The sequence below is a fragment of the Streptomyces sp. NPDC041122 genome (genome assembly GCF_055592445.1).
This window is the reverse complement of sequence record NZ_JBVIYQ010000001.1, coordinates 1,043,614-1,070,062: the sequence shown is the minus strand read 5'-3', so window position 1 is coordinate 1,070,062 and position 26,449 is coordinate 1,043,614. Positions and strand designations below refer to the sequence as shown.

General features: G+C 73.0%; 25 protein-coding genes. 13 read left to right on the top strand and 12 right to left on the bottom strand.

The features are described from left to right. The first annotated feature begins 1 nt into the window (after nucleotide 1). Entirely contained in the window at nucleotides 2-1,354 is a 1,353-nt protein-coding gene (locus tag ACZ6B8_RS04650) for a metallophosphoesterase (RefSeq protein WP_471606270.1), read from the top strand. Here the strand turns inward: ACZ6B8_RS04650 and ACZ6B8_RS04645 are convergent. Then, the gene (locus ACZ6B8_RS04645) at nucleotides 1,258-2,676 is read right to left on the bottom strand and encodes an MFS transporter (protein WP_471606269.1); all 1,419 of its coding nucleotides are present in this window, start codon (nucleotides 2,674-2,676) and stop codon (nucleotides 1,258-1,260) included. The two genes, ACZ6B8_RS04650 and ACZ6B8_RS04645, sit on opposite strands and share 97 nt — an antisense overlap. Nucleotides 2,677-2,858: 182 nt before the next feature. On the opposite strand from ACZ6B8_RS04645, the gene ACZ6B8_RS04640 reads away from it, so the two are divergent. After that, entirely contained in the window at nucleotides 2,859-3,401 is a 543-nt protein-coding gene (locus tag ACZ6B8_RS04640; RefSeq protein WP_471606469.1) for a MarR family winged helix-turn-helix transcriptional regulator, read from the top strand. A gap of 30 nt (nucleotides 3,402-3,431) precedes the next feature. Here ACZ6B8_RS04640 and ACZ6B8_RS04635 read toward each other — a convergent pair whose 3' ends face one another. From ACZ6B8_RS04635 to ACZ6B8_RS04605, 7 genes are all read right to left on the bottom strand, one after another. Next, complete coding sequence (locus ACZ6B8_RS04635) at nucleotides 3,432-3,890, bottom strand: VOC family protein (RefSeq protein WP_471606268.1); 459 nt, start codon at nucleotides 3,888-3,890, stop codon at nucleotides 3,432-3,434. A 99-nt stretch (nucleotides 3,891-3,989) separates the two neighbouring features. Then, nucleotides 3,990-4,550, bottom strand: coding sequence for a hypothetical protein (locus ACZ6B8_RS04630; protein ID WP_471606267.1), 561 nt, complete (start codon nucleotides 4,548-4,550; stop codon nucleotides 3,990-3,992). A 92-nt stretch (nucleotides 4,551-4,642) separates the two neighbouring features. Then, on the bottom strand, nucleotides 4,643-5,413 hold the full coding sequence (locus ACZ6B8_RS04625; protein WP_389720230.1) for a succinate dehydrogenase iron-sulfur subunit: 771 nt from the start codon (nucleotides 5,411-5,413) through the stop codon (nucleotides 4,643-4,645). Continuing rightward, a complete protein-coding gene (gene sdhA, locus ACZ6B8_RS04620) occupies nucleotides 5,413-7,167 on the bottom strand; it encodes a succinate dehydrogenase flavoprotein subunit (protein WP_469250022.1) in 1,755 nt (584 codons plus the stop codon). Before sdhA ends, ACZ6B8_RS04625 begins: the two co-directional genes overlap by 1 nt. 16 nt (nucleotides 7,168-7,183) lie before the next feature. After that, complete coding sequence (locus ACZ6B8_RS04615) at nucleotides 7,184-7,675, bottom strand: succinate dehydrogenase hydrophobic membrane anchor subunit (RefSeq protein WP_471084860.1); 492 nt, start codon at nucleotides 7,673-7,675, stop codon at nucleotides 7,184-7,186. A gap of 8 nt (nucleotides 7,676-7,683) precedes the next feature. Then, nucleotides 7,684-8,064 (bottom strand): succinate dehydrogenase, cytochrome b556 subunit, encoded by a 381-nt coding sequence (gene sdhC, locus ACZ6B8_RS04610; protein ID WP_471084863.1) that lies wholly within the window; start codon nucleotides 8,062-8,064, stop codon nucleotides 7,684-7,686. 147 nt (nucleotides 8,065-8,211) lie between these two features. Then, complete coding sequence (locus ACZ6B8_RS04605; RefSeq protein ID WP_471606468.1) at nucleotides 8,212-8,829, bottom strand: 2-oxo-4-hydroxy-4-carboxy-5-ureidoimidazoline decarboxylase; 618 nt, start codon at nucleotides 8,827-8,829, stop codon at nucleotides 8,212-8,214. 261 nt (nucleotides 8,830-9,090) lie between these two features. On the opposite strand from ACZ6B8_RS04605, the gene ACZ6B8_RS04600 reads away from it, so the two are divergent. From ACZ6B8_RS04600 to ACZ6B8_RS04585, 4 genes are all read left to right on the top strand, one after another. Beyond that, on the top strand, nucleotides 9,091-10,701 hold the full coding sequence (locus ACZ6B8_RS04600; protein WP_471606266.1) for a beta-N-acetylhexosaminidase: 1,611 nt from the start codon (nucleotides 9,091-9,093) through the stop codon (nucleotides 10,699-10,701). A gap of 75 nt (nucleotides 10,702-10,776) precedes the next feature. Then, nucleotides 10,777-11,544 (top strand): DUF4328 domain-containing protein, encoded by a 768-nt coding sequence (locus tag ACZ6B8_RS04595; RefSeq protein WP_471606265.1) that lies wholly within the window; start codon nucleotides 10,777-10,779, stop codon nucleotides 11,542-11,544. An 84-nt stretch (nucleotides 11,545-11,628) separates the two neighbouring features. Next, nucleotides 11,629-12,135, top strand: a complete 507-nt coding sequence (locus tag ACZ6B8_RS04590) for a hypothetical protein (protein WP_471606264.1) — start codon at nucleotides 11,629-11,631, stop codon at nucleotides 12,133-12,135. A gap of 64 nt (nucleotides 12,136-12,199) precedes the next feature. Further along, nucleotides 12,200-12,787, top strand: coding sequence for a hypothetical protein (locus tag ACZ6B8_RS04585; RefSeq protein ID WP_471606263.1), 588 nt, complete (start codon nucleotides 12,200-12,202; stop codon nucleotides 12,785-12,787). Here ACZ6B8_RS04585 and ACZ6B8_RS04580 read toward each other — a convergent pair. After that, nucleotides 12,784-13,029, bottom strand: a complete 246-nt coding sequence (locus ACZ6B8_RS04580) for a hypothetical protein (protein ID WP_471606262.1) — start codon at nucleotides 13,027-13,029, stop codon at nucleotides 12,784-12,786. The two genes, ACZ6B8_RS04585 and ACZ6B8_RS04580, sit on opposite strands and share 4 nt — an antisense overlap. 396 nt (nucleotides 13,030-13,425) lie before the next feature. Here ACZ6B8_RS04580 and ACZ6B8_RS04575 point away from each other — a divergent pair, with 396 nt between their 5' ends. The 4 genes from ACZ6B8_RS04575 (at nucleotide 13,426) to ACZ6B8_RS04560 (ending at nucleotide 18,805) form a co-directional block, all read left to right on the top strand. After that, nucleotides 13,426-13,863 carry a hypothetical protein gene (locus tag ACZ6B8_RS04575; RefSeq protein ID WP_471606261.1) on the top strand — a complete coding sequence of 146 codons (438 nt, stop codon included), beginning with the start codon at nucleotides 13,426-13,428 and terminating at the stop codon, nucleotides 13,861-13,863. A 150-nt stretch (nucleotides 13,864-14,013) separates the two neighbouring features. Beyond that, entirely contained in the window at nucleotides 14,014-14,868 is an 855-nt protein-coding gene (locus ACZ6B8_RS04570) for an RNA polymerase sigma factor (RefSeq protein WP_471606260.1), read from the top strand. Nucleotides 14,869-14,919: 51 nt separating this feature from the next. Continuing rightward, a complete protein-coding gene (locus ACZ6B8_RS04565) occupies nucleotides 14,920-17,130 on the top strand; it encodes a hypothetical protein (RefSeq protein ID WP_471606259.1) in 2,211 nt (736 codons plus the stop codon). 76 nt (nucleotides 17,131-17,206) lie between these two features. Then, nucleotides 17,207-18,805, top strand: a complete 1,599-nt coding sequence (locus ACZ6B8_RS04560; protein WP_471606258.1) for a type 1 periplasmic-binding domain-containing protein — start codon at nucleotides 17,207-17,209, stop codon at nucleotides 18,803-18,805. Between the two features lie 129 nt (nucleotides 18,806-18,934). Here the strand turns inward: ACZ6B8_RS04560 and ACZ6B8_RS04555 are convergent, their stop codons facing one another. Then, the gene (locus ACZ6B8_RS04555) at nucleotides 18,935-21,544 is read right to left on the bottom strand and encodes an FG-GAP-like repeat-containing protein (RefSeq protein WP_471606257.1); all 2,610 of its coding nucleotides are present in this window, start codon (nucleotides 21,542-21,544) and stop codon (nucleotides 18,935-18,937) included. A gap of 293 nt (nucleotides 21,545-21,837) precedes the next feature. Between ACZ6B8_RS04555 and ACZ6B8_RS04550 the strand changes: the two genes are divergently transcribed. Beyond that, the gene (locus tag ACZ6B8_RS04550; protein WP_471606256.1) at nucleotides 21,838-22,671 is read left to right on the top strand and encodes a hypothetical protein; all 834 of its coding nucleotides are present in this window, start codon (nucleotides 21,838-21,840) and stop codon (nucleotides 22,669-22,671) included. 48 nt (nucleotides 22,672-22,719) lie between these two features. Here ACZ6B8_RS04550 and ACZ6B8_RS04545 read toward each other — a convergent pair whose 3' ends face one another. After that, nucleotides 22,720-23,121 carry a Uma2 family endonuclease gene (locus tag ACZ6B8_RS04545; RefSeq protein WP_471606255.1) on the bottom strand — a complete coding sequence of 134 codons (402 nt, stop codon included), beginning with the start codon at nucleotides 23,119-23,121 and terminating at the stop codon, nucleotides 22,720-22,722. A gap of 234 nt (nucleotides 23,122-23,355) precedes the next feature. Here ACZ6B8_RS04545 and ACZ6B8_RS04540 point away from each other — a divergent pair, with 234 nt between their 5' ends. Together ACZ6B8_RS04540 and ACZ6B8_RS04535 are read left to right on the top strand one after the other, a co-directional pair. After that, nucleotides 23,356-24,021 (top strand): RNA polymerase sigma factor, encoded by a 666-nt coding sequence (locus ACZ6B8_RS04540; RefSeq protein ID WP_471084894.1) that lies wholly within the window; start codon nucleotides 23,356-23,358, stop codon nucleotides 24,019-24,021. After that, nucleotides 24,021-25,274, top strand: a complete 1,254-nt coding sequence (locus tag ACZ6B8_RS04535) for a hypothetical protein (RefSeq protein WP_471606254.1) — start codon at nucleotides 24,021-24,023, stop codon at nucleotides 25,272-25,274. Before ACZ6B8_RS04540 ends, ACZ6B8_RS04535 begins: the two co-directional genes overlap by 1 nt. A gap of 229 nt (nucleotides 25,275-25,503) precedes the next feature. On the opposite strand, the gene ACZ6B8_RS04530 is transcribed toward ACZ6B8_RS04535, so the two are convergent. Then, nucleotides 25,504-26,370 (bottom strand): L,D-transpeptidase family protein, encoded by an 867-nt coding sequence (locus tag ACZ6B8_RS04530; protein ID WP_471606253.1) that lies wholly within the window; start codon nucleotides 26,368-26,370, stop codon nucleotides 25,504-25,506. Between the last annotated feature and the right edge of the window lie 79 nt (nucleotides 26,371-26,449).

Below are 26,449 nucleotides of genomic sequence, written 5' to 3'. Positions count from 1 at the left end.
CGTGGTCGTCCTCGTGGTCCTCGCGGTCCTGGCCGTTCTGGCGGCCTTCGTCGGCCTCCACTGGTACGTGTGGCGGCGCGTGGTGCGGGACACCACGGCCGGGCCCGGGTTCGCCCGGCGGGCGGGCACCGTGGCGTTCGTCGCGGCGCCGCTGCTGATGTTCGCGGCGCTCGCGGCCGAGCGGACCGGGGCGCCCTTCCTGCTGCAACAGGTGCTGGCCTGGCCCGGGTTCCTGTGGATGGCCTTCGCGCTCTACCTGTTGCTCGCGCTGCTGGTGGGGGAACTGGCGCGGCCGTTGGTGCGGCGGTGGGCGGAGCGCCGGTCCGCCGGACGCGGGTCCGCGGAGCCGGAAACGGGACTCTCCGTAGCGGACGATGCGCGGGAGCGGCACTCCGTAGCGGACGGTTCGGCGCCGGCCGCTGCGGGGGAGGCCCCCTCCGCGGACGCACCCGCTCCGGGGTCCGTGGAGGTAACGGACTCTGCCCCCGAGTCCGCGGCTCCCGCCCGCGCGACTGCCCTTTCCGCCGCCCCCTCGCGGCGCCTCTTCGTCTCCCGCGTCATCGGCGGGAGCGCGGCCGTCGTCGCCGCCGGGACCGTCGCCCACGGAACGTACGGCGTGCTGCGCGGCCCGAAGGTGAAGCGGATCACCGTGCCGCTGGCGAAGCTCCCGCGCGCGGCACACGGTTTCCGGATCACCGTCGTCAGTGACATCCACCTCGGGCCGATCCTCGGCAGCGGCTTCGCCCGGCGCGTGGTCGACACGGTCAACGCCACCCAGCCCGATCTGATCGCCGTGGTGGGCGACCTGGTCGACGGCTCCGTCGAGCACCTCGCCCCGGCCGCGGCCCCGCTCGCCGGACTGCGCTCGCGGCACGGCGCGTACTTCGTCACGGGCAACCACGAGTACTTCTCCGGGGCCGACCAGTGGGTCGACCACGTACGCGAACTCGGCCTGCACCCGCTGCGCAACGCCCGCACCGAACTCCCCGGCTTCGACCTCGCGGGCGTCGACGACGTCGCGGGCGAGAGCGAGGGCAAGGGCCCCGACTTCGCGAAGGCCCTCGGCGACCGGGACCGCGCCCGCGCCTCCGTACTCCTCGCGCACCAGCCGGTCGTCATCCACGACGCCGTCGAGCACGGCGTGGACCTGCAACTGTCCGGCCACACGCACGGCGGCCAGCTGTGGCCCGGCAGCCTCGTGGCGGAGCTGGCCAATCCGACGGTCGCGGGCCTGGAGCGGTACGGCGACACCCAGCTCTACGTGACGCGCGGCGCGGGGGCGTGGGGGCCGCCGGTACGCGTCGGGGCGCCGTCGGACATCACGGTCGTGGAACTGGCGTCACGGCAGGCGTGAGTGCGCGGCGCGGCTGCGCCACCGCACCAGCCGGCCTCCGCTGCGGGCGCGTCCTCGGCGACGGCGGTCGTGGTGGCGGCCTCGCGCGTGAACCGTCGTACGCCCGGTACCGCCGCCGTGCCCGCGCAGGCCGCGCCGACGGTCAGGGCCGCGATCCACAGCGGAGTCGCCGCGCCCCAGGCGTTCGCCGCGAGCGGGGCGAGGACGTAGCCGAGCGGCATCGCGGCCATGGAGAGCAGCCAGTCGTACGAGGTGACGCGGGCCAGTACCGAGGACGGTATCGCCGCCTGCACCGAGGTCTCCCAGACGGGGCTGAGGAATCCGAGCCCTGCTTGGGCGAGACCGTAGGCGATGACGACGGCGTACGCGGGGGCCCCGGCGGCGAGCAGGGCGAGTGGCAGGGCGTATGTCGCGAGTCCCAGGTTGGCCGTCAGGATGGGCCGCCTCGGCCGTGCCCGGCCGGCGAGCAGCGAGCCGAGCAGCAGCCCGACGGCGCCCGCCTGGAGGATCCAGATCCACACGCCCTCGCCGCCCAACTCCTCAATGGCGAGGGCCGGTCCGAGGGTCATGAGTACGGCGGCGGCGCCGTTCCAGGCGGCGTGTGCCAGCAGGCTCGTCCAGTACCAGTCCCGGCGGCGCACCTCCTGCCAGCCTTCGACCAGGTCCCTGCGCAGGGATGGACGCGCCTTCGTGGGGGCGGCAACGTCCGTGTGCGGAAGGCGGATCGCCGACAGGAGGCAGGCGCTGGTCGCGAACGAGACGGCATCGATGACGAAGGCCCAGCCGGGACCGGCGAAGGCGATCAGCAGCCCGGCGAGTGCCGGACCGCCCAGCACCGTACCGCTCCTGACGATGCCGAAAAGGGAGTTGGCGGTGTGCAGGTCCTTCTTCTCGACCGTGCCCGTGATCAGCCGCGGCAGCGTCGGCATCGCGAAGGCCGACGCGGCCCCGCCGACCGCTTCGGCGGCCGCGATGTGCCACAGCCTCGGGTCACCGCCGAGCAGTTCGACGCCCACGAAGAGCTGGGTGCCGCAGCGCACCACGTCGGTGGCGAGCGCGAGCATACGGGGGTCGAGGCGGTCGGCGACGACCCCGCCCAGCGGCAGCAGGAGCAGCCGGGGGCCCATCGCGCAGCCGAGCACGAGGGCCATGGCCGAGCTGGATCCGGTGGCACGGAACACGGCGAGGGCCAGGGCGGCGGGGATCGCGGCGTCGCCCACGAGCGACAGGGCGCGGCCGAGGAGGAGGAGCCGGAAGGGGCGGTTGCGCAGCAGGGGGTGTGCAGACCGGCGGGCGGTCGGCGACAGGCGGGGCGGAGACATGGAGCGGATAGTATTTTGGTACCGAACTATTCGTCAACGAAATACCAGCGCCCCGGAACACGCGCTCGCGGAGTCCGCCCGCCCACGGGGCGGCGGGACACCGCTGCCCACGGAACAGCGGAACACTGACACCCGCCGCCCACGGAACAATGGACCGCATGACGGATGACGGGACGGATCGCATGGCGGACGATGTGGCGGGCGGCCCCGTGGGGCGGCGGGAGCGGGACTGGACGGACGGTCACGTCGAACGCTGGCTGCCCGTCCTGCCCGAGCTGGACCCGGACATCGAGGGTGCGGTCACCCGCATGAAGAAGCTCACCGTCCACCTGCGCCGGGTCCGTGAGCGCTCCCTCGCCGCATTCGACCTGGAGCGCCACGAGTTCGACACCCTGCACAAGCTGGCGGGCCGGGGCGGCGCCGCGAGCCCGTCCGACCTCGCCGCGGACCTGGACCTCGCCCCGGCCTCCGTCACCGGCCGCCTGGACGGCCTGGAGCGGCGCGACCTGGTCCGGCGGACCCCGTCCAGAAAGGACCGCCGCCGGGTCGATGTGGAGCTGACGGAGTCGGGCAGGTCGGCGTGGCTGGGAGCGATGGCGGTCGTGGGTCGGGAGGAGGAGCGCCTCCTCGGGGTGCTGCCCGGGGCGGAGCGGGCGCACCTGTCCGACATGCTCCGCCGGATCATGGTGGTGGTGGAGGAGAGCGGAGACGCCGGCTGGCGGTAGGCGGCGCGCTGAGGCACTCCTCGGGCACTTTCAGGCGCCCCGCGCCAGCTCCGGCCGTTTCAGGTAGTCCGTGAAGCCGACGACGTTCCCCCACGGGTCGGCGATCTCCACGGTCCAGCCGGTGGCCACGGAGAACGGTTCGGCCAGCAAGGGGACTCCCGCCGCCGTCAGGGCCCGGCCCTTCACGCGGGCGTCGCGGACCTCCAGCCAGACGCGGGGCGAGGGCCACGGCGGCGTGCGCGGGATGATGCCCTCCTCCACGCGCAGCAGGACGCCCGGGGTCTCCTCGCCCACCTTCAGGATCGCGAGCCCGATCTCGTCGAGGCGGAACGTCACGGGGAAGCCGGCCCGCTCGTAGAACTCGACGGCCGCGCCGAGGTCGCCGACGGGGAACAGGACGTTGTCGAAGCCGAGCAGCGCCGCGGACGGGTCGTCGAGGAGTGCGGTGGGCTGGTCAGCCGACAGGCCGACCGACTGGTTGTCTGACATTCCGTCAGGGTAGGTCGGGGCCCGTCACGTGGGCGCAGGCGCGCGTGCGCCCGTGCGGCACAGGTGCGATTCTTCGTCCGTACGGCGGCCCGGTGGTCGTCACGGGCCGGCCGACCGGACCTTCGCGAGGAAGGCGCGGACCGCGCCGAGCGTCGTCCGCCATTCGGAGATCTCGTTGCCGTCCTCGTCGACTGTGCCGCGCGGCTCCACCGAGCGCCACGGCTCCAGCGGCCGGAACTCCTCGGCGAGTTCGCGCAGGGGGATGATCGCGTTCTGGACGTACACGTCCGTGCCGCGTCGGTGGAGCGGCCAGCAGAAGACGAAGTGCGCGGTCGCCGGGTCGGTGAGCGAGGTGACGAGGCACGAGTCGGCCTCGTCCTCGGCCGCGTCGAGACGGCGCAGGGCACGCACCCAGCCGGCCCGGTAGTCGTCGGCGCTCCAGTACGAGAGGTCCAGCGGAAAGTCCTCCGAGAAGTCCCCCACCGTGATCCTGCCGACGGCTCCGGCTCCGGCTCCGGCTCCGGCTCCGACTCCGACTCCGGTGCCGTTCCCGGGCGCCTCCGCAGAGGACTCCGGAAGCACGCGGATCGAGAAACCGGCGCCCTCGTCCTCGCTTCCTCCGCCGAGCGGACTTTCCCTGGGCGAACTCACGACAGCCACGACAGCCACGTTAGCCACGAGGCCACCGGCAACGCCAAGGGCCCCGCTCCGGACTGGAGCGGGGCCCACGGTGCGTACCGGTGGAAGCCGGATCAGAAGCGGCGCGTGATCAGCGCGCGCTTGACCTCCTGGATCGCCTTCGTGACCTCGATGCCACGCGGGCACGCGTCCGTGCAGTTGAACGTCGTGCGGCAACGCCACACGCCGTCCTTGTCGTTGAGGATCTCCAGGCGCTGCTCGCCCGCCTCGTCACGGCTGTCGAAGATGAAGCGGTGCGCGTTCACGATCGCGGCCGGCCCGAAATACTGGCCGTCGTTCCAGAACACCGGGCACGAGGACGTGCACGCGGCGCACAGGATGCACTTGGTCGTGTCGTCGAAGCGCTCGCGGTCCTCGGCGGACTGCAGACGCTCGCGCGTCGGCTCGTTGCCCGTCGTCACCAGGAACGGCATGACGTCGCGGTAGGCCTGGAAGAACGGGTCCATGTCGACGACCAGGTCCTTCAGGACCGTCAGACCCTTGATGGGCTCGACCGTGATCGGCTTGCCCGGGTTGATGTCCTTGATCAGGGTCTTGCAGGCGAGACGGTTCTTGCCGTTGATCCGCATGGCGTCCGAGCCGCAGATGCCGTGCGCGCAGGAGCGGCGGAACGTCAGCGTGCCGTCCAGCTCCCACTTGACCTTGTGGAGGGCGTCGAGGACACGCTCCTTGGGGTCGATCTCCAGCTGGAAGTCCTCCCACGTGGCGTCCGCCGAGACCTCGGGGTTGAAGCGGCGCACCCGCAGGGTGATCGTGATGTACGGGGAGTCGGCGAAGCCCGCCTCGGGCTTGGCGTCTTCCTTGTCGAGGGTCGGGGTAGCCATCAGTACTTACGCTCCATCGGCTGGTAGCGGGTCTGGACGACCGGCTTGTAGTCGAGACGGATCGTCTCCGTGCCGTCGTCGCCGACCTCGCGGTACGCCATGGTGTGGCGCATGAAGTTGACGTCGTCGCGGTTCGGGAAGTCCTCGCGGTAGTGACCGCCGCGCGACTCCTTGCGGGCGAGCGCGGACTGCGCCATGACCTCGGCGAGGTCGAGCAGGTTGCCCAGCTCGATGGCCTCCAGGAGGTCGGTGTTGAACCGCTTGCCCTTGTCCTGGATCGAGACGTTGAGGTAGCGCTCGCGGAGCTCCGCGATCTTCTCCACCGCCGTCTTGATCGTCTGCTCCGTGCGGAACACCATGACGTTGGCGTCCATGGTCTCCTGCAGCTCCTTGCGGAGCTCGTGGACCCGCTCGGTGCCCGTGGCGTCGCGCAGCCGCTCCACCTGGGAGACGACGAGCTCCTCGGCGTTCTCGGGGAGCTCGACGAAGTCGTTCTTCGCCGAGTACTCCGCCGCCGCGATGCCCGCACGACGTCCGAAGACGTTGATGTCCAGGAGCGAGTTGGTGCCCAGGCGGTTGGCGCCGTGCACGGAGACGCAGGCGACCTCGCCCGCCGCGTACAGGCCCGGGACGACGGTGGTGTTGTCCGCGAGGACCTCACCCTCGACGTTGGTCGGGATGCCGCCCATGGCGTAGTGCGCGGTCGGCTGGATCGGGATCGGGTCCGTGTAGGGCTCGATGCCGAGGTAGGTGCGCGCGAACTCGGTGATGTCCGGGAGCTTGGCGTCCAGCTGCTCCGGCGGGAGGTGCGTGAGGTCGAGGTAGACGTGGTCGCCCTCGGGACCGCAGCCGCGGCCCTCACGGATCTCCGTGTAGATGGAGCGGGACACGACGTCACGGGACGCGAGGTCCTTCATGACCGGCGCGTACTTCTCCATGAAGCGCTCGCCGTCCTTGTTGCGGAGGATGCCGCCCTCACCGCGGGCGCCCTCCGTGAGAAGGATGCCCATGCGCCAGATGCCGGTCGGGTGGAACTGGAAGAACTCCATGTCCTCCAGCGGCAGACCGCGCCGGTAGCAGGCCGCCTGGCCGTCACCGGTGAGCGTGTGCGCGTTCGAGGTCACCTTGAAGAACTTGCCGGTGCCGCCGGACGCGTAGATCACGGACTTGGCCTGGAAGATGTGGATCTCGCCGGTGGCCAGCTCGTACGCGACGACGCCCGCGCTCTTCTTGACCCCGTCCACCTCGACGATGATCTGGTCGAGGACGTAGAACTCGTTGAAGAACTCCACGCCCTCCTTGACGCAGTTCTGGTACAGCGTCTGGAGGATCATGTGGCCGGTGCGGTCCGCCGCGTAGCAGGACCGGCGCACGGCGGCCTCGCCGTGGTTACGGGTGTGACCGCCGAAGCGACGCTGGTCGATGGTGCCGTTCGGGGTGCGGTTGAACGGCAGGCCCATCTTCTCGAGGTCGAGGACCGCGTCGATGGCCTCCTTCGCCAGGATCTCGGCGGCGTCCTGGTCGACCAGGTAGTCGCCGCCCTTGATCGTGTCGAAGGTGTGCCACTCCCAGTTGTCCTCCTCCACGTTGGCGAGCGCGGCGGCCATGCCGCCCTGCGCCGCGCCCGTGTGGGAACGCGTGGGGTAGAGCTTGGTGAGCACGGCGGTGCGGCTGCGCTTCGTCGCCTCGATGGCGGCGCGCATGCCGGCGCCGCCCGCGCCGACGATGACGGTGTCGTACTTGTGAATCTTCACTGGGGTCGCCTCGGCTTTAGCGGATGTTCGGGTCGAAGGTGAAGATCACCAGCGTGCCCAGAAGGATGGTGAACACCGTGGCGGTGTACAGCAGGCCCTTGAGCCACAGACGCGTGTTCGGGCGCTCCGCGTAGTCGTTGATGACCGTGCGCAGGCCGTTGGCGCCGTGCAGCATCGCGAGCCACAGCATCAGCAGGTCCCAGACCTGCCAGAACGGCGAGGCCCAGCGGCCGGCGACGAACGCGAAGCCGATCTTCGAGACACCGCCGTCGAGCACCAGCTGGATCAGCAGGTGGCCGAGGACGAGGACGACCAGGACGACGCCGGACAGGCGCATGAAGAGCCATGCGGCCATCTCGAAGTTGCCGCGGGTCGAGCGCGGGGTCTTGGAGGTGCGCTTGCGGGGCGCCTCGATGACCGGGGCCGGGTTGTCGGCGTCGTAGAGCGACGCGCCCTCGACGGGGCCGACCCCGGGCGTTCCGGACTTCTCAAGCGTGGTGTCAGACATGTCTGGCGTCAGCTCCCGAAGAGTTCGCGGGCGGCGTGGCCGAGGACGGGGTAGATCGCCCCGACCATCAGCACGACCCAGATGGCCACGACGGTCCAGAGCATCTGCTTCTGGTAGCGGGCACCCTTCGACCAGAAGTCGACGGCGATCACGCGCAGGCCGTTGAGAGCGTGGAAGAGGATGGCGGCGACCAGGCCGTACTCGAGGAGTCCGACGATGGGCGTCTTGTAGGTGCTGACGACATCGTCGTACGCCTCCGGGGAGACGCGGACGAGAGCGGTGTCGAGCACATGCACGAACAGGAAGAAGAAGATGAGGACGCCGGTGACTCGATGAGCCACCCAGGACCACATTCCTTCCCGGCCGCGGTACAGCGTTCCAGCCGGCACGGAAGAACCCTCCGGGAGCGGGGATTGGGGCCGGCCGGCTTCTTGTCGGACGAGCCCGGCCGGGTACGGTCCACCGGCCGCTCGTCATCGTATCGACGAGTTGTCGGTGTCTTCGCCCCGGGTCCGCAGGTGTGATCAAACAGGCAATCAAACAGGCACGTACGGGCTATCGGGGCGCGATTGCGGGCGACTCTCCCGGGCGGCGTGTTGCGGGGCCTGTCCCGCGGCGTGTTCGGCGGCCTGGCACAGGGTGAGCCTGGCCAGCCGGCCCCGGGCGAGGCGGCGCAGCTCGTCGGCGGCGACGGCCCGCTCGTCCTCCGGATCGTTGCCGAGGCGTGACCGGATGCCGGAGAGCAGCTGGTCCAGGGCCTCGTCCGGCGCGACGTCGTCGAGGCAGATCACGAAGGAGTGCCCGAAGCGGCTCTCGTACGCGGCGTGGGCGGCGCGCAGGGCGGTGTGGGCCGCGGTGTAGGTGGTGTGCCCGGCGCCCTGGTGCGGGACCGGGGGGCCGAGGGGTTCGCAGGCCAGCGCCTCGGCGAGGTCGGCGGGCGTCAGGTCGTACGTCGCCTCGTCGGAGGCCGCGAGCAGCGCGTCGAGGTCGGGATAGGGCCGGTGGGCGGCGACCCGGCGGGCCCAGCGGCGGCTGCCGCAGCAGGTGAGCAGGTCGGCCTCGGCCGCTGCCGGGGTGGCGGTGTTCAGCAAGTGCGGCGCGAGGGTGGCGCGCGCGGCGGGACGGACGGGACTGGGAAGACGGTGCGGGAACAGCGTGCGCTCCTGGGCAGGGGGCGGCAGGGGTGGGGCACAGCGGTGTGGGGGTGGCGCCACGCTACCGAGGCGCGGGATGACCTGTCCGATGGATGAGCGAATTTCACTCGAATGGGAGAGTTTGGCTGTGTTTTGTGGACGGGCCGCCCGACGCGCCGTTGCGGAGAGGTCGTCGTAGCGTGGCGGTATGGCTCTGGCTCTGACTGCAGGTGCGGACGCCGCCCTCGCGCGGCGAGGTGACAGGTCACCGCGGGGTGACCGATGAGGCGCGGGCCGGTGGCCGCCGCGGGCGGCGTCGCCGTCGCGGGGGCGGTGGTGCTCACCGTCGGACTCTGGCCCGGCGGGGACGGCGACGGGCCGTCGGGCGCCTCGACCGCGGACGGCACGTCCGCGTCGGCCGCCGCGCCGAGCCCCTCGAAGAGCTACCCGCTGTCGAAGGCCCCGGACACCATCCCCGCCGTACGCGAGCACAGCGCCGCCCGCGGCCCCGGCTGGCGCCCCGCCGAGGGCAAGGGCCGCGTGGTCGTCCGCGACAAGGACCTGGCGGACGAGGGACGGCTGCTCGCCGGCGAGCTGAAGCTGGAGTACGGGGGGGACGCGCGCCCGAAGAAGGGTGACGTGGAGCTGGCGCTCACGGACCGCGAGGACGAGAGCGGCAAGAAGGGCGACGGCGGCTCGGAGTCGTACACGCTGACCGTCAAGGGCGAGCAGGTGCGGATAGCCGCGCCCGCCGAGGCCGGTGTCTTCTACGGGACCCGCACCCTCAAGCAGGAGGTCGCCGGCGGCCGGACCGCGCCCGAGGGCGAGGTCCGGGACCGCCCGGCCAAACCGCAGCGCGGCTTCATGATCGACATAGCCCGCAAGCACTACGACGAGAAGTGGCTCGAGGACCGCATACGCGAGCTCGGCGACCTCAAGTACAACCAGCTCGGCCTGCACTTCTCCGACGACCAGGCGTTCCGCGTCGAGTCGGATACGCACCCCGAGATCGTCTCCTCCGACCACCTCACCAAGGACCAGGTCCGCCGCCTGGTGAAGCTGGCCGAGAGCCGGCACATCACCGTCGTGCCCGAGATCGACTCGCCGGGACACCTCGGCGCCGTCATCGCGAAGCACCCCTCGTTGCAGCTCCGCGACGCCGGCGGCGGCGCCACGCGCGGCGCCGTCGACATATCCGAGCCCGCGGCGGCGAAGATCGTCGACGATCTGCTCAAGGAGTACGCCGAGCTCTTCCCCGGCCGTTACTGGCACCTCGGCGCCGACGAGTACCAGGCCCTCACGGTGAAGGACCCCGAGTCCTCCTTCCCGCAGCTGGCCGCCGCCGCCCGCGAGCGCTACGGCGCCGGCGCCCGCGTCCAGGACCTCGCGACGGGCTGGCTCAACGACCGCGCCGACACCGTGCGCCCGCTCGGCAAGAAGCTGAAGGCCTGGAACGACGGGTTCTTCGCGGGCGGCACCGCCAAGGCCGCCGACGACCTGGAGGTCGCGTACTGGACGGGCAAGGAGATCGGCGCCCGCGATCCCGACGCCTACCTGAAGGCGGGCCGCGAGCTGACCAACTACAACGACGAGTACCTCTACTACGTCCTCGGCCAGCCCAACGACTTCCGCTACCCGACCGGGCAGCGCATCTACGAGAGCTGGACCCCGCTGGTGGTCCGCGGCACCCGGCCGGTGAGCGGGAAGTACGACGACCAGATCCTCGGCGGCACGTTCGCCGTGTGGGGCGACCTCGCGGGCGCGCAGACCCAGGAGCAGGTGGCGCAGGGCATCCGGCTTCCGCTGGCCGCCACCGTGCAGAAGCTCTGGGACCCCGACAAGCCCACCCGGTCCTGGAACGACTTCGTGAAACTCGCTGATAGCGTCCGTTAGCCGCCGGCGCCCTGGGGAGGGACGCGGGCGGATCCGCTCGTCCTTCGAGAACCACCCGTGGGGGGTCGCTCCGTCATGCTGTCCCAGGACCATCCGCCGCACCCGTACGGCCCGTCGGGCCGCCCGGCCCGGCTGCGCTCGCCGGTCGGCCTCAGCCGCGCCGTCATCGCGCTGCTCGCCGTCACCATCGCCGCCGACCTGTACTCGCTGTGGGCGGGCACGGTGATGCGCGGGGTGATGGACGATCTGATCTCCGGCGACTACGGCGCCGGGATCGAGCGCGAGGCGGACCGCGCCGACACGCTGTACGCCGCCTCCGGCTTCCTGCAGACCGGGGCCCTGCTCGCGACCTGCGTCGTGTTCCTCGTCTGGTTCCACCGGGTGCGCGTGAACGCCGAGGTGTTCGAGCCGTTCATCCACCGCAAGACGCGCGGCTGGGCCGTCGGCGGCTGGTTCGTGCCCGTGGTGAACCTCTGGTTCCCGCGGCGGATCGCCGTGGACATCTGGGACGCGAGCGGCCCGCGCTCGGTGGCCCTCGACCGCACCATGATCCTCGACCCGAGGGCGGGCGCGGTGCCGCACCGGCTGCTCAACGCCTGGTGGGCGCTGTGGGTGGTGAACCTCCTCGCCGGGCGGTGGTCCACCCAGGCGTACTGGCAGGCCGAGGAGCCCGACGAGATCAGGGACGCCGTCGGCAACCTGATGTTCTCCGACGTGGTCGACATCGCCTCGGCCGTCCTCGCCATGGTCTTCGTGCACCGCCTCACCCGCCTCCAGGACGACAAGGCCAGGTCGGGCCCGCCGCGGGACCCCGCCCTTCCGGAACCGCCCGACCCTGCCTGATTTCGGCTTTTTGGTGGCGAAACCACCGATGCCTGTGGTGTATTCGGCCTCGAAGTCCAGTGCGAGCACACGGGGGGACGCGCCATGGGTTACTGGGGGTACTACGTCGTCGGCAAGAGCGAGCAGCCGCTCGCGGAGCTCTCGGCGGTGGCCGCCGTGCGGGACGAGCTGTCCCTCCTCGACCGCAGGTCCGACGGCTGGCAGGTGTGGGAGGTGCCGGGCGGCGACGGCGCGCGGGACGTCGGGAACATGAACGTGCTGGCCGAGGAGACGGGCGCGCCCGCCCTCTTCGGCTATGTGATGGACAGCGACTGTGTGGTCGTCGAGGCGGCCGCCCCCGAGAGCGGGGCGTGGACGACCTGCCTGGACCGCGCCGCCATGGCCGGTTACCTCGGCGACGCCGAACTGACCGTGGAGGACTACTTCCTGGAGCCCCGCGACGCGGCGCGGCGCGCGGTGGCCTGGGCGGCGGAGTCGGGCCGTACGGTCACGGCGGGGCCGCTGCTCGACGTCCTGAACGCGGACGCCGAACCCTCGGCCGAGGAACTCTTCTTCCGCTTCCTCGACCGGCTGGGCGTGGTCCCGCAGTGACGTTCCGGGGCCGCCGCACGCAGTAAGGGTCAGTGCAGGGTCCGGGACGGGGGAGACGTACAGCATGAGCCTGGTGGAGCTGATCGCGCAGGCCGACGAGAGGGGTCTCGCGGCGAGCGGGCTCGCCTGCCTCGACCGGTGTGTTCCGGTGCTCGGCGGCGACGACGACCTGTTGCGGCCGTTGTGGACGCGGCTCGCGGAGGGCGGCGACTGGGGCGGTGCGCTGGCCGGGGCGCGCGCGGCGCTGGACGGCGCGCCGGGGGAGCCGGCCCGGCAGGGCGGTGCCGCCTCCGGTGAGGCGGCGGCGCTCGCCCGGCGGATGTTCGACGCGGTGCCGACGGTGTACGGGGGCCCGGAGGTACGGGAGTGGGCCGACGGCTGCTCCGTCGCCGCGCTCCAGGTCCACCGCCTCCTGGAGACCGCGCCGGACCATGGGGCCCGCTCGGTGAGCGCCCGCCGCGAGGGCCGCACCGACGGCATGACCCCGCTGGTCGCGGCCGAACTCCGCCGCCAGGTACGGATCCTGGAGCTGCTCGGCAACAAGGGCGCGGGCCCCGCGGGCGGGCTGCGCCAGGCGCTGGACGTATCGACGGAGGGGCGCCGGGTGTTGCGGGCGGTGGTCTCGCGACGGGCGCGGGGGTGGGGAGCCTAGGGGCTCCGGTCCGCGTGCGGGCCCACGCCCACGCTCGTGTCCGTGACGCGGTGGGGCGCCGATGCGGTGTGCGTGGGGCGGTCCTCCGAGGTGCCGCCGGGGCCGTCGTCGTCGCCACCGCCGCCGAGAAACCCGTAGGCGACGAATGCGGCGCAGACACCGATGAGGAGCGCACCGACGACCACCACGCGGCGGTCCGGGATTTCCCCGACCACCGTCGGATCGTCGGGATCCTCGGGCACGACGACTTCCCCCGGGCCCCCCGACAGGTCGCCTGACAAGACCCCCGGGCCGACTTCCCCCGGTCGGAATTCTGCTAAGCCACCGCTTTCCTCGACGTCCCTCATGCTTTCGCCCTTCATCTCCCCCACCTCATGAGCGCGCCCGCCCCCAGCGCATGAGGGTGAGCGTCAAATCCGGCTGGTTATACAACACCGGGGTCCCGGTTCACCAGAGGTGGAATAAAAGGGACATCCGCCCGACGCGTGAACCCGCTGAATGGTTGTACGGGAAGGGCGGCGTCCGGCGCGTGACAAGGGACACGCCCGAAAGCCGTCACGGCGCGGCGCGGATCCGCGCTCTGTGGAACGAGGGCACGCGTGTGCTCTCGCGGGTGCGGGGGTGAAGGGATGGGGACCATGGACGGTGCGGGAGAGCGGACGCCGACAGCGGCCGAGATGCGGGGCCGGGCACGGCAGTTCGTGGCCCGCGCGACCGCGGGGAACCGGTTGCCGCTCGACTTCTCCGTCGCCAGCCTTCGCCTCGTCGACTTCCTCGTCGACGGACTTCGTCGGGGAGGCCGCGAACGGAGTGAGATCGCGGGGACGCTGTTCGGGCTCGGCGCCTATGTCGGGGAAGTGCTGGTGCGCCGGGCCGGCGCCGTGTGGGTCGACTTCGACGGGGAACAGCGGGAATTCTTCGGGCAGTCCGTCGGCGTCCGGATGCCGGACGGCCGGATCTGGAATCCCCTCGGCAAGGTCGTCAATTGCCTGGAGCGGGGCGGAACGGAAGGCTCCGAACCGTCCCTCCAGGCCTTTTACCTCACACTGCCCGGCCGCACGCGCAACGCGGCGTGAAAAATCCGGCGGCGGGATATCGCCGCCGGGAGATATAAAGCCTTCTTCCGTTAAGGGGAACTGCGGCAGAGTGAGCCGTAAAAGTGCGGGACGCGGGGGCGCGGCGGGCACGGGCACGGTGGGCGGTGTCGACGGGGGGAAGAGGAAAGTGTGGCGCAGGGTGCGGGACATCGCCGTCCGACGACCGGCGACGAGGAGCTGACGCGGGCGCTCGGGCAGGCGCGGGCGGGGGACGAGGCGGCCTTCGCCCATGTCTACCGGTGTGTGCACCCGGGGCTGCTCGGCTCCGTGCGCGCACGCGTCGGCGACGACGCGGAGGACGTGGTCTCCGAGGCCTGGCTGCAGATCGTCCGCGATCTGCCCCGGTTCCAGGGCGGCGGCGCCGACTTCCGCCGCTGGGCCGCGACCGTCGCGCGGCACCGGGCCCTGGACCATCTGCGACGGCAGCGGACCAGGCCCCGGACCGCCGCGCCGGCCGAGCAGGACGTGGCCGACATGCCGGCCGCCGACGACACGGCGGCCCGCGCCCTGGAGGCGCTCTCGACCGCGCACGTCCTGGATCTGGTCGCCACCCTGCCGCCCGACCAGGGCAGGGCGGTGCTGCTGCGGGTGATCGTGGGCCTGGAAGGTCCGGCCGCCGCGCGGGTGCTGGGCAAGCGTCCGGCGGCGGTGCGGTCCGCCACGTACCGCGGCCTGCGGCGCCTGGCCCGGGAGGTGCGGAGCACCGCGACGCCGCCGGACGAGCACCCGTCGGAGCCCCCCGCGGCGGTCGCCCCGGGGGGCTCTTCACGGCTGCCGCGGTCGCGCCGGAGCCGGTCCCGGCCGCTGAGCGCGTCGGGCCTGCCGGTGGCCGCTTCGCCCTCGTCACCCCGCGGCGTGCAGATGTTTCCGGCCGTGCACGGCGGCTTCCGCGCACCCGGCGGCGATCTCCCCTCCCGCCCTGGTCAACTCGCCCCCCGGCAAAGCCACTTGCGCACTCTCCCCAAACTCCCGCCCCTTCGTTAACCTGACGAGCCTTGATCCGGCGACCCGGCCGTCACGGCCACGGAGCGGCCCGTGCCTGAGGAACTCGGATTCGACGAGCTGCTGGACGACGGCGGCCTGATCGCCCGGCTGCTCGGGAAGACCGCGGCCGGGCGCAAAAGGGAACCGCTCTACGGGCCCGACCTGCCCGTCGTCCTGCTCGTCGGCGGCCCCGGCATGGGCAAAGGGCGGCTTCTGCGGTGCATACGGCGGCGCTTCGGGCCGCGCGTGCCCGTCGCCCACGTCGACTGCGCGCTCACCGACTGCCGGGAGCAGGCCGAGGCGCGGCCCGGCAGCCGTTCGGAGATGACCGAGGTACTGCGCAAGATCGCGCTGCAGTACGGCGACTGGGGCGGTGACGGCGGCGGGATCGCCGTGCCGCGCCTTTACGCCGGTCTCGCGGCCGTGGCGGCCAGTGACCGGCTCGCCAGGCCCGCGCCGCTGGTCGACGAGGTGAGCCGGCTCGAAGGGCTCCTGCCGCCCGGCTCCTTCTGGCGCGGCGTGCTGAAGGGGACGGCCAGGAACTACGTCGGATACGTCGCCGGGCTCGTCGGCAACCCGCTGACCGGGCCCTTCCTCAACGCCCTGCTGGACGGCCTGTTCGCCCGCGTCTCGGCCGAGGGCAGGGCCGCCCTCACCGCCTGTTACGGCGAGTACCCCGGCGCGGGCGGCCACCCGGCGGCCGGACTGCGGGCGCTCGGCGAGGACTTCCAGCAGGGCGGCGAGGCCCGGCGGACCGCCGAGGGATTCCTCTTCCGGGCGCTGCGGCAGGACATCGACGCCGCGTACCTCTCCGTGCGCGGCCGGATGTCCCGGGTGGGACGGCCCGCCCTGCTCCTCGACCACGCGGACAACGTCCTGGGCCGGCGCCTGGTGAAACCCGCCCTGGAGGACCGGGAGCGCGGGCACCACGACCGTCTCGTCATCTTCGCCACCGCCCGCCGCGAGGACGGCGGCCGCTTCCTGCACCGGGCGGGCTCCCGCCACGACGCCGTGGCGAGCTGGCAGCCCTTCACCGGCACGCTGCCCGAGTGGCACCGCCCGGCCGGCGGCGTCCCCGACCACGCGCCGCTGTGGCGGGGCGTCCTCCTCGTACGCATGCCGGTCCTCACCCGCGACCGGCAGCGGGACGAGCTCAGCCGGCTGCGCGGCGGCCACGACCCGCTCGACAACGCCGTACGGCTGCGCGTCCACAGCGGTGTGCACCGGCTGAGCGGCGGCCGGCCGCTGTTCGTGACCCGGCTCGGCGAGGCAGCCGCCGCGACGGCGTTCCCGACGCCCGACGCGTGCACCGACTGGGCCATCCTGGACGCCCGGGTGCCCGCGGGCGAGGACGACCGGGGCCACCCCGTCGCGGACCGGGCCGTCGCCGACGTCCTCGTCGACGAACTCGTCGTCCGCCAGCGCCCCGAGGAGCTGCCGCCCGAACACCGCGCCCACTGGCTCGACCTGCTCACCCACCTCTCCGTCGCGCACGACGTGGAGTGCGCCCAGACCCTGATGCGCGCGGTGCAGGAGGGGCGCACCGAGCAGCTGAACGCCTACCGCATCGCCGAACTCCTGGAGGACACCGGCTGGCCGCGCTGCCCCCGGCACTTCATCGCGGACCTCGGCCTGCGCCGGCTGCTGACCCGCAGGCTGCACCGGCTGCGCGACGGCGGCGCGGCCTGGCACGCCGACCACGCGCTGCTCCAGGCCCACTACCGCGACCTGGGCGACCGCCACCCCGACCCGCTGTTCGTCACCGCCGCCGCGCACCGCATGCACCATCTGCTCGCCTCCGACGGCGCGGAACTCGTCACCCGCCACCTCGCCGACGCGTTCCACACCCGCCCCACCGACGAGTGGTGCGCGGAGCTGCTCGCCATCGCGGACGCCGCCCTCGTCGGCGCCCCCGACGACCGCTACGCCCGAGCGCTCGGCGAGCGGCAGGTGCGCGGCGACACCCGGCGGCGCCAGATCGACCGGCTGCTGCACGCCGTCTGGCTCACCGAGGACCGCACCCGGCCGCTGGAGGAGATCGTGCCCGGCGTCCTGCGCGGACCGCTGCGCGAGCTCAGCGAGGAGCTGGCGCGGATCGCCGACGACGCGGTCCGCGACCAGGGCCCCGAGGGCGCCGACGTGGCCAGGGCGGCGGACGGGGCCGCGCTCCTCATCCGGATGGCCCGCGACTGGGGCGACCGGGCCGAGGACAAACAGCCGCTCCAGCGGTGCGTGTGCACGGAGCACATCGGGTTCGGCTGAGACCGGCCCCGACGGGCACAGCGGTCCGGCCGGCCGGCCGGACCGCACGAGGCGTCACGGCAGAGGGAGGGCAGCGTTGAGGCAGTTCGGGAACTGGCTGTACAACACGTTCTTGGCCAACTGGATGCGCAGGATCCTCACGCTGCTCGGCCTGGCGGCCGCCGGTGTGCTCCTGTACCTGTTCCTGCCGCCGGTCGGCGCGGCGGAGAGCTGCGCCGCCGGGGTCGAGCGGCACGCCGGCGAGTGCATCGGCGTCAACGGCACCGGATACGCCTTCGGCACCCCGGAGATCGACAAGGTGGCCCGGGCCATCGCACGGGAGAACGAACGCGTCGTCGGCGACAAGCCGCACGTCACCGTCGCGCTGATGCTGCCGCTCCAGCCCGACATCGCCGCCGAGCGCAAACAGCTCCGCAGCGAGGTCCAGGGCGCCTATCTCGCCCAGTACCGGGCCAACCGCGCGGAGAGCACACCGCTGCTGCGTCTGGTGCTGGCCAACCCCGGCGACGCGTACGGACAACAGGCCCGCGTCGTCGACCAGCTGGCGGAGATGGCACACGACAAGAAGGACAACCTGCGGGCCGTCACCGGTTTCAACCTCAGCCTGGACGCCACCGAGCAGGCCATCGCGCGCCTCACCCACGACCTGCACATCCCCGTCCTCGCGAGCCGCGTCAGCGCCGACGGCCTCGCCAACCCGGAGAAGACCGCGGGCAAGGACCCCTATCCCGGCCTCGCCCGCATCATCCCCACCAACCGCCAGCAGGCGGACGCGCTGGCCAGCTTCCACGGGCAGCTCAAGGACGAGCAGACCGTCCTGGTCAAGGACGAACGGCCGCACGACATCTACAACAACTCGCTGGCCGCCGCCTTCAGCCGCGACGAGGACGGCCCGCCCGGACCCAAGGACCAGACCTTCGAATCGCCCTCGATCACCGAACAGGGCGACACCGGCAACGACTTCTCCCTCATCGCCCAGAACATCTGCCAGTCCTCCGCGCGGTACGTCTACTTCGCGGGCCGCCCCGTCCACCTGAGGCTCTTCGCCCTGAAGCTGGCCGAGGTGCCGTGCCGGGGCAAGAAGTACACGGTCATCAGCGGCTCCGGATCGGCCACCCTCGACCGCTACCTGAAGGCCGACGACTGGGCGAGGCTGCGCGGCGGCGACGGCAAGGAGCCCGCCGTCACCGTGCAGTACGCGGCCCCCGGGCACCCCGACGCGTGGGACCGGGAGCTGCGCCGCACGGACACCGGCAAGCGCCGCCCCGCCCATCTCACCCAGCCCCAGCAGGAGCTGCGCGCGCTGCGCGAGCTCATCACCCGGCGCTCCGCGGGCGACATCGGCCCCGTCCGCCTGGAGGACTCCCGCACCATGCTGGTCCACGACGGTGTGCGCACGATCGCCAAGGCGGTGCTGCTCGCCAACGCCCAGACCGAGGGCACGGTGCCGCCCCTGAAGCGGGTCTCCGACATGTGGCAGCGCCTGGAGGCGGTCAACAAGGTCGTGGGGACCAGCGGCTGGATCTGTCTGACCAACGCGGGCAACGCCTACGACAAGCCGGTGGCCGTCGTCGAACTCGACCCGGTCACCCGCGCGTTGGAGTTCGTCGGCATCGGCTGGCCCAACGGCAGGCCGCAGCCCGAGGACTGCCGGGTGCCCAGCGACACCGGGTGAACCCGGAGAACACCGACGCGCCGCCCCCGGGTCGGGGGAGCGGCGCGTCGGTGCGGGCCCTACGGCATCAGCGCTACGGCGTCAGCGTCACGGCATCAGCGTCACGGCGTCAGCGTCACGGCGTCAGCGTCACGGCGTCAGCGCCTGACCCAGCCGAGCGCCCGCGGGCGTCCCCAGCAGCGTACGGCCGTAGTAGACGCCGCTCGATCCGGGCACGCTGCCCGAACTGCCGCTGTCCAGCTGGAGGATGGTGCCGTCGCCCGTGTCCTCGCCCTCGGCGCCGATGGCCAGGTCCGCGCGGCCGTGGCCGGAGATGTCCGCCAGGGTCACCGACGAGCCGAGGCGGTCACCGGACTCCGTGGAGCCGGGGACGTCGGGCTCGTCCTGCGAGAAGGCCTTCGCGCCCGTGCCGGTGAGGCCGGAGGCGGAGCCCTTCAGGAGGAGGGAGGTGCCCGCGTCCTTGCGGTTCTTCTCGGCGCGGGTGATGTCCTCGTCGGGGGCGCCGGTCAGGACGTCCGCGTACCCGTCGCCGTTGTAGTCGCCGGCCGCGACCGACCAGCCCATGGCGTCGCCCGCCTCGGCGGCGCCGGGCACGCCGGACGTCGCCTGGTGGACCGTCTTCATGCCGGTCGTCGTGAACCCGGTCGACGTGCCGGGGACCACCGTGACCTGGCCGCCCGCGTAGGCGCCCGACTCGGCCGTGTACGGCTGGCCGATGACCAGGTCGTCGTAGCCGTTGCCGTTGACGTCGCCCACCGCGACGGACCGGCCGCCGGGGACGGACAGGACGCCGACCCGGCTCAGCCCCGAGCGGCCGCCGCGGAACCAGGCGACCTTGCCCTTGCCCGCCTGGTCGCGGTAGGTCAGCGCCACGTCCGCGTATCCGTCGCGGTTGAAGTCGCCGGACGCGGCGTCGGGGTAGGCGATGGCGGTGTCGCCCGAGGTGAGGCTGCCGCCCGACTCGTGCTCCGCGTCGAGCCGCGCGGCCCACGAGCCGCCCGTGCCGGTGGCCGCGGCGAACACGTCGGCCCTGCCGTCGGCGTTGAAGTCGCCCGAGGCCACCGCGGAGCCGAACTTCGCCCCGGGGTAGTGGAAGTCGGGTGAGAGCTGCATGTCCGTGCCGGACGTGAACTTCGGGCCGTACAGCATGGTGACCGCGCCGCGGTCGGCGTGGCCCGCGCTGTCGTCCTCACCGGGGGCGCCGATGACGAGGTCCGCGTATCCGTCGGCGTTCAGGTCGCCCCACGCCGTGGCCGCGCCCCAGCCGTCGCCGGTCTCCGAGGAGCCGGGGACGCCCGCGCTGGCCTGTGTCAGGGAGATGCGGGACGCGCCGACCGGGCCGTCGAGGCCGCCCGGCACGACCGTGACGCGGCCGCGGGACGACGACGCCTTCGGGGTGGCGGCGATCAGGTCGGCGATGCCGTCGCGGTTGTAGTCGCCGGACGGGATCGCGGAGTTGCGGCCCGGCGTGCTCGCGTAGCGGCGGATCTCGCCGAGCTTGGCGTACAGGTTCTTGCCCGGGCACAGGGTGGCGAAGCCGTCGCGGTGGCCGGAGACGGTGTTCAGGGTGGCCTGCTCGCCCTTCTTCCACACGCCCGTGTCGTCGGCCGCGGTCAGCGTGACCTTGCCGGCCGGGTCGCCGCCGTACTGGCCGAGCTTCCACGCCGCGACCCGGGCCACCGACTCCAGGGCGGCGCGGGTCGGCCTGCCCGCGGGCTTCTCCGCCGCCGGGTCGCCCTCGAAGTCGCCGAGGACGGCGATGCCCGCCGAGTCGCCGTTGAAGCCGTAGGTGTGCGCGCCGCGCACGGGCAGGTCGATGCCGCCGGCGCGGCCCTCGAATATCTGGCCGCACTTGTCGACGAGGAAGTTGTAGCCGAGGTCGTTCCACTTCTCGACGTCCACGTGGTACGTCAGGATGCCGCGGACCAGCGACGCGGACTCGGCGCAGCTGTAGTCGTTGCTGCCGACCGTGTGGTGGACGAAGACCGCCTTGACCTTCTCCAGGTACTCCGGCGGGTCCTTGACGAGGGACTCGTCGGCGCCCCAGGCGGCCCGCTTCACCACGGGCGGCTGGGTGACGGTGGACGGCGGTGCCGTCGGCCGGGTCGGGGCGGGGTCCGGGGCGGAGCTCGACGGGGTGCCGGAGGGGCTGCCGGAGGGGTCGGGGGTCTCGTCGGCCGCGAAGGCCGCCGGGTCCATGCCGGAGCCGGAGCCGCCGTCGAGGGACGGGTTCGCGGCCTCCTTGGCCGTGACGCCCGGGTCCACGAGGTTGACCTCGAGTCCGTTGGGCAGCCCGGACTTCGCGGTGCCGTCGGCCGCGACGACGCGGACCTCGACGCCGTCCGACGGGCCGACCCAGAGCGGATCGGACGCGGCGCGCGTGCCTGCCTCCGGCTTCTCCGCCGGGTGCGTCTCCAGGTCCAGGGAGCGCCAGCCGGTCCAGGTGCCGGAGCCGATGGCGCGGGTGCGGACCTGCGCGGTGCCCTCGAGCTCCGTGGCGGCGCCGCCCCACGAGACGCCGAGCAGCGAGAACTGCCCGGTCGACGTGCGCGGCAGCTCCCGCTTCTGGGCACCCTCTCCCTGGAGCGCCAGATCGTGCACGCTCGGCGCCCGCCTGGCGCGCGGATCGACGCCGGGCCCCGGCCCGTCGGTGGGGCCGGCCATCGCGTACGTCACGGCCCCCGCGCCGCCCAGGACGACGGCGCCCATGGTCAGCCACGCCCGGCGCTTCAGGCTCAACGGTCGGTACGCGTGCGTGGTACGCGCCTTTTCACGCGTTTTGCGCGGCCTCAATTGCCCCACCCCTCAGCGAATTTCAGGTGAACTCAGCGAGTTCGTACGACTGCTCGAGGGGCCAAAGGGTTGTAGCGGGGCGGGTGATCTGTCGCGTGATGTATGACGCATCCATCGGGTGGGGCGGATGGGCGGGCCGGTGCGCCGGCTCATGTGAGAGTGGTGCGGTTGTCGCGGCGGTGGGGCTTGGGGTGGGAGTACGGGTGGGGACTCGGTCGGGGCGTCCTACGGGACGCCGGATGAGGGCGAACAGGGGCTGGATACGCACCGGTGCGGTCTGTCTCGCGGTGGGCGTGCTCGCGTCCTGCGGTACGGACGGCCGGGCGTCGTACTCCGGCGGCACCCTCGAAGAGGTCGTCCCCGCGGACGAGCGGCGCGGCAAGGAGCTTGCCGTCGAGGGCATGCGGCTCCTGAGGGACGCGGACTCGGTGCGGATCGGCGTCGACATGACCACCGCCAAGGGCACGCAGAAGGCTTCGCTGCGGGTGGACCGCGACGGCAACTGCAAGGGCACCTTCGCGAGCGGGCCCGTGATGCGCGGCGAGCTCCTCGTCGTCGAGGGAGACGCGGCCTACGCGCGCTACAGCGACGCGACGCTCGACGCGATCATCGAGATGGCGGCCCGGCGGGGACCCGAGTCCGGCGCGCGCGCCCGGGAGCGGGCGGCGCTCGCGCGCGGCAAGTACCTGAAGGTGCCGGAGGGCTCCTCCCTGGGCTCCGCGCAGGCCGCGGGCCCGGCGGCCTGCGACCTCGACGCCTTCACGGCCGAGATGCCCACCGCGCCGAAGCCGGGCGAGACCTTCAAGACCCTTGACCGCACCCACCGTTACGGCCGGGAAGTCATCCCGGTCACCGGCCGGCAGAACGGGCAGCGGACGACCCTGTACGTGGCCGCGGAGGGCAAGCCGTACGTCGTCGCGGTCAGCCAGGTGGAGCACGGCGAGGCCATGATCCTGCGCTTCTCGGAGTACGACGAGCCGGTCCACGCGAAGACCCCGCCGGCCGACCGCACACTCGACATCTCCGAGTTCGCCCCCGGAGGCCCGGGAGACGGTTCCCTCTTCGAGGTCTGAGCACGCCGTCCTCCGCCCGGACCAGGGTGCTCTCGACCGCTCCGGCCCTCAACTGCTCCGGGGCGGTGTGAGCTTGTCCAGGTCGAGCGTGATCTCGAAGGGGAGCGGGCGCCGGCGGGTTCCCCGGAAGATGCCCGCGGGCGCGTAGGCGCCGGTCGGTTCGTCGAGCTCGTACACGTGGACGGCCGGTGCGCCGTCCTCTTCCTCGACGCACCAGGAGTGCGGAATGCTGGCCTCCGCGTACTTGCGGAGCTTGACCGTGCGGTCGCGGTGGGCGGACTCGGGGGAGACGACCTCCACGACGAGCTGCACGTCGTCGGGGGCGTACCAGGTCCGGTCGGGGTCGTGGGGCAGGCCCGTCAGCAGGAGGTCGGGCTCGGGGCGGCTGCGGCTGCGGCGGGCCGGGAGCTCTCCTGCCGGCCCGCTCCAGAGCTCACCGAAGAATCCCACCGAAGAACCGGCCGGGGCCGCCACCCCCCACAGGAGAGGCCCCGGCCGGCACACGGTACGAACCGCGTGCGGTCCGTACTCCCTTCAGCGCCGGGGGTGCGTTTTCTGTCACACCGCACTCTGTCACCCGCTAGTTGCACGTTGTACAAACATGGACGTAGGGCCTCCCCAGCCCGTAGCGTGCTGCTTCGCGCCGGGGCCGGGCGCAGATCTCCGAGTGGCAGGATTGTGAGAGTGCTGGGGGACGACGCGGAGCTGACCGCCGCGGTGCTTGCGGCGCAGGACGGGGACGAGACCGCCTTCCGGACTGTGTACCGCGCCGTGCACCCACGGCTGTTGGGATACATACGCACGCTGGTCGCCGACCCGGACGCGGAGGACGTCGCCTCCGAGGCCTGGCTGCAGATCGCGCGCGACCTCGGACGCTTCAGCGGGGACGCGGACCGTTTCCGGGGCTGGGCGGCGCGCATCGCGCGCAATCGCGCCCTCGACCACATCCGCATGCGGGGGCGTCGGCCCGCGGTGGGCGGCGACGAGTCCGAGCTGACCGGAAAACCGGGCGAGTCGGACACCGCCGACGAGGCGATGGAGTCCCTCGCCACCGGTGAGGCCCTCGCCCTGATAGCCCGGCTCCCGCAGGACCAGGCCGAGGCCGTCGTGCTCCGCGTGGTCGTCGGCCTGGACGCGAAGAGCGCGGCGCAGACCCTCGGCAAGCGCCCCGGGGCCGTCCGCACGGCGGCGCACCGCGGTCTGAAGCGCCTCGCCGAACTGCTCGGCGCGCAGGGCGCCGACCCCCAGGAGGCGCTCGGCGCCGTACCCCCACAGAGAGAGCCGCGCGGCTGCGCGGTGACGTCCGCCGGTGTGACGCAATCGCGTACGCGGACGCAGAAGGACATGTGATGGCCGACGAGCAGCACAGGTGGCTGGACCGCGACGCGGCGGAGCGTCTGCTGCGCGGCGAACCCCTCGAAGGCATCGACCTCCACGCCCAGGAGCGGGCGGACCGGCTCGCCCGGACGCTGGCCGAGCTGGCCGAGCAGAGCCGGGTTGTCGGCGCGGCGGAGGCACCGGCGGCCCAGGGCCCTTCGGCCCCGCAGAACCCGGCCTCGGACGCCCCGCAGGAGGCCGGTGGCGAGCCTCTCACCGAGGCCGGCCGGACCGCTCCCGCGGGCTCAGGACACGACCGCCCCGCCTGCGCCGATGCCCACGCCGACACAGCCGCCGCCCACCCCGTACCCGGCGAACTCCCCGGCGAGGCCGCCGCGTTGGCCGCCTTCCGGGCCGCCCGCGCGGAGCTCCCGCAGGGCGCGGGCGCCGGCTCGATGACCGCGCCGTACGCGACGGCCGCCCACCGCGCCGCCGCCGACGAGACCGTACGGCTGGCCCGCGCGGGGACCCGCCCCGCCCCCAGCCGCTGGGGGCGCCCCGTCCGCTTCGGGCTCGCCGCGGCCCTCGCGGCCTGCATGATCGGCGGCGTCGCCGTGGCCGCCGGGACGGGCGTGCTGCCCTCGCCGTTCGGCGCGCGCCACGAACCCGGCCCCGCCGCGTCCGCCTCACCCGTCGCCACCCCGGACGAGCCGCGGGCCTCCGCGTCGGGCGGCGCGCCCGAGCCGAGCGAGGACCTGGAGACGGACGAGAGCACCGAGCCCGGCGACGAGCCGACCGGTGAAGCCACGACCGGCCCGGACGAGACCACGCCCGGTGCCGGGACGGGCGGCGAGACCCCCGCCGAGACCCCGCGGCAGCCCGCCGGCGACCGGCCGCCCCACCGGGACGAGGCCGGGGGCTGGTACCGCAAGGCGGTGACCGCCTGCCGCGCCTACCGCAGCGGTGAGCTGCAGGGCGACAAGCGCCGGCGCCTGGAGGAGGCCGCGAAGGGGCCGGCCCGGGTGGAGGCGTTCTGCGGCCGGATCCTCGACGGCTCGGGTGGCGGCGGCCATCAGGGTGGCGGCCACCAGGGTGGTGGCGGTGGTCAGGGCGGTCCCGGCGGCCACGACGGGGACGGCGAGAACGGTTCGGGCGGCGGCGACGAGGACGGCGGCGGCTCGGGCGGCGGCGACACCGGAGGCGCCCACGTGCCGCCCATCTCCTCCCCGTCCGTCCCGCGGGCGACGCCCACGGGCTCGTACAGCGCGCTGCCGCACCTGTCGTAGCGGTTCGTGGCTGTCGTGGCGTTCGCACCCGCCGCAGCGGGGTTTCCCGCACCGGTGCGACGCGGGGTGTGACGTTTTTCGGGACGGCGGCGCAGTATGAAGTGAGCCGACTGGTCATCGGCCCACGCACGAGCCGGGGGTTCCCCCCGTACCTTCGGCTCCGTGCCCTCGGCGTGGGCGGGATACGTTCCCCCGATCCCGCCCACGCCGCTTTTCCACCCTTCGCCTCTCACTTGTAGATGACGACGCGGTCACCCTTGCGCACCTCGGCGAACAGCCGCGCGATCTTCTTCTCGTCCCGCACGTTCACACAGCCGTGCGACGCGCCGCTGTACCCACGGGCCGCGAAGTCCGACGAGTAGTGCACGGCCTGGCCGCCGCTGAAGAACAGGGCGTACGGCATGGCCGTGTCGTAGAGCGTCGATACGTGATGCCGGGACTTCCAGTAGACGCTGAAGGTGCCCTCGCGGGTCGGCGTGTACTGCGAGCCGAACCGCACGTCCATGGTCGACACGGCCCTGCCGTCGATCATCCAGGTCAGCGTGCGGGTGCTCTTGGCGATGCACAGGACCCGGCCGGTCATGCAGCGCTTGTCGGGCGGGGCGGGCGGCATCCCGCCTCCCGCGTACAGCTCCTGCCGCGTCGGCTCGCGCGTCATGTCGTGCAGCTTGCCCAGGGTGACGGTGTCCGCGTCGCCGGTGCGGGGCAGGCCGCGCTTGGCCTGGAAGCCCTTGACCGCGCTGACGGTGGCGGGCCCGTACGTCCCCGAGGGGGTGGCGAAGAACCAGGCGATCTGCCGCAGCCTGGCCTGCAGTTCCCGCACCTGTCCGCCGTGGTCGCCCGCCCGCATGAGCGTCATCGGACGGGGCGTCGGCGGGGCGGCGGTCGCGACGGGAGGAGGGGTGCCGTGGGGTTCCGGAGTCCGCGCCGGGGGCGGGACCGTCGGGGTCCGCTCGGCGGGCGGCCGGGTGGCCGCGGCCTTCGGCCTGCCGTCCGTGCCGGAGGGCGCCCCGTCCGCGTCCACCGTCACCGCCTTGCACCCGGCGGTCAGCACCAGCACCGCTACGGCCCCCGCGGATATCGCTTGCCTGCCCATCACGCCCCCAAGCCCTGGACAACACATCTGGAAGTGTTTCCCGGTTTGCCGCGAGTGACGCGTACGGGGAGCGGGCGCA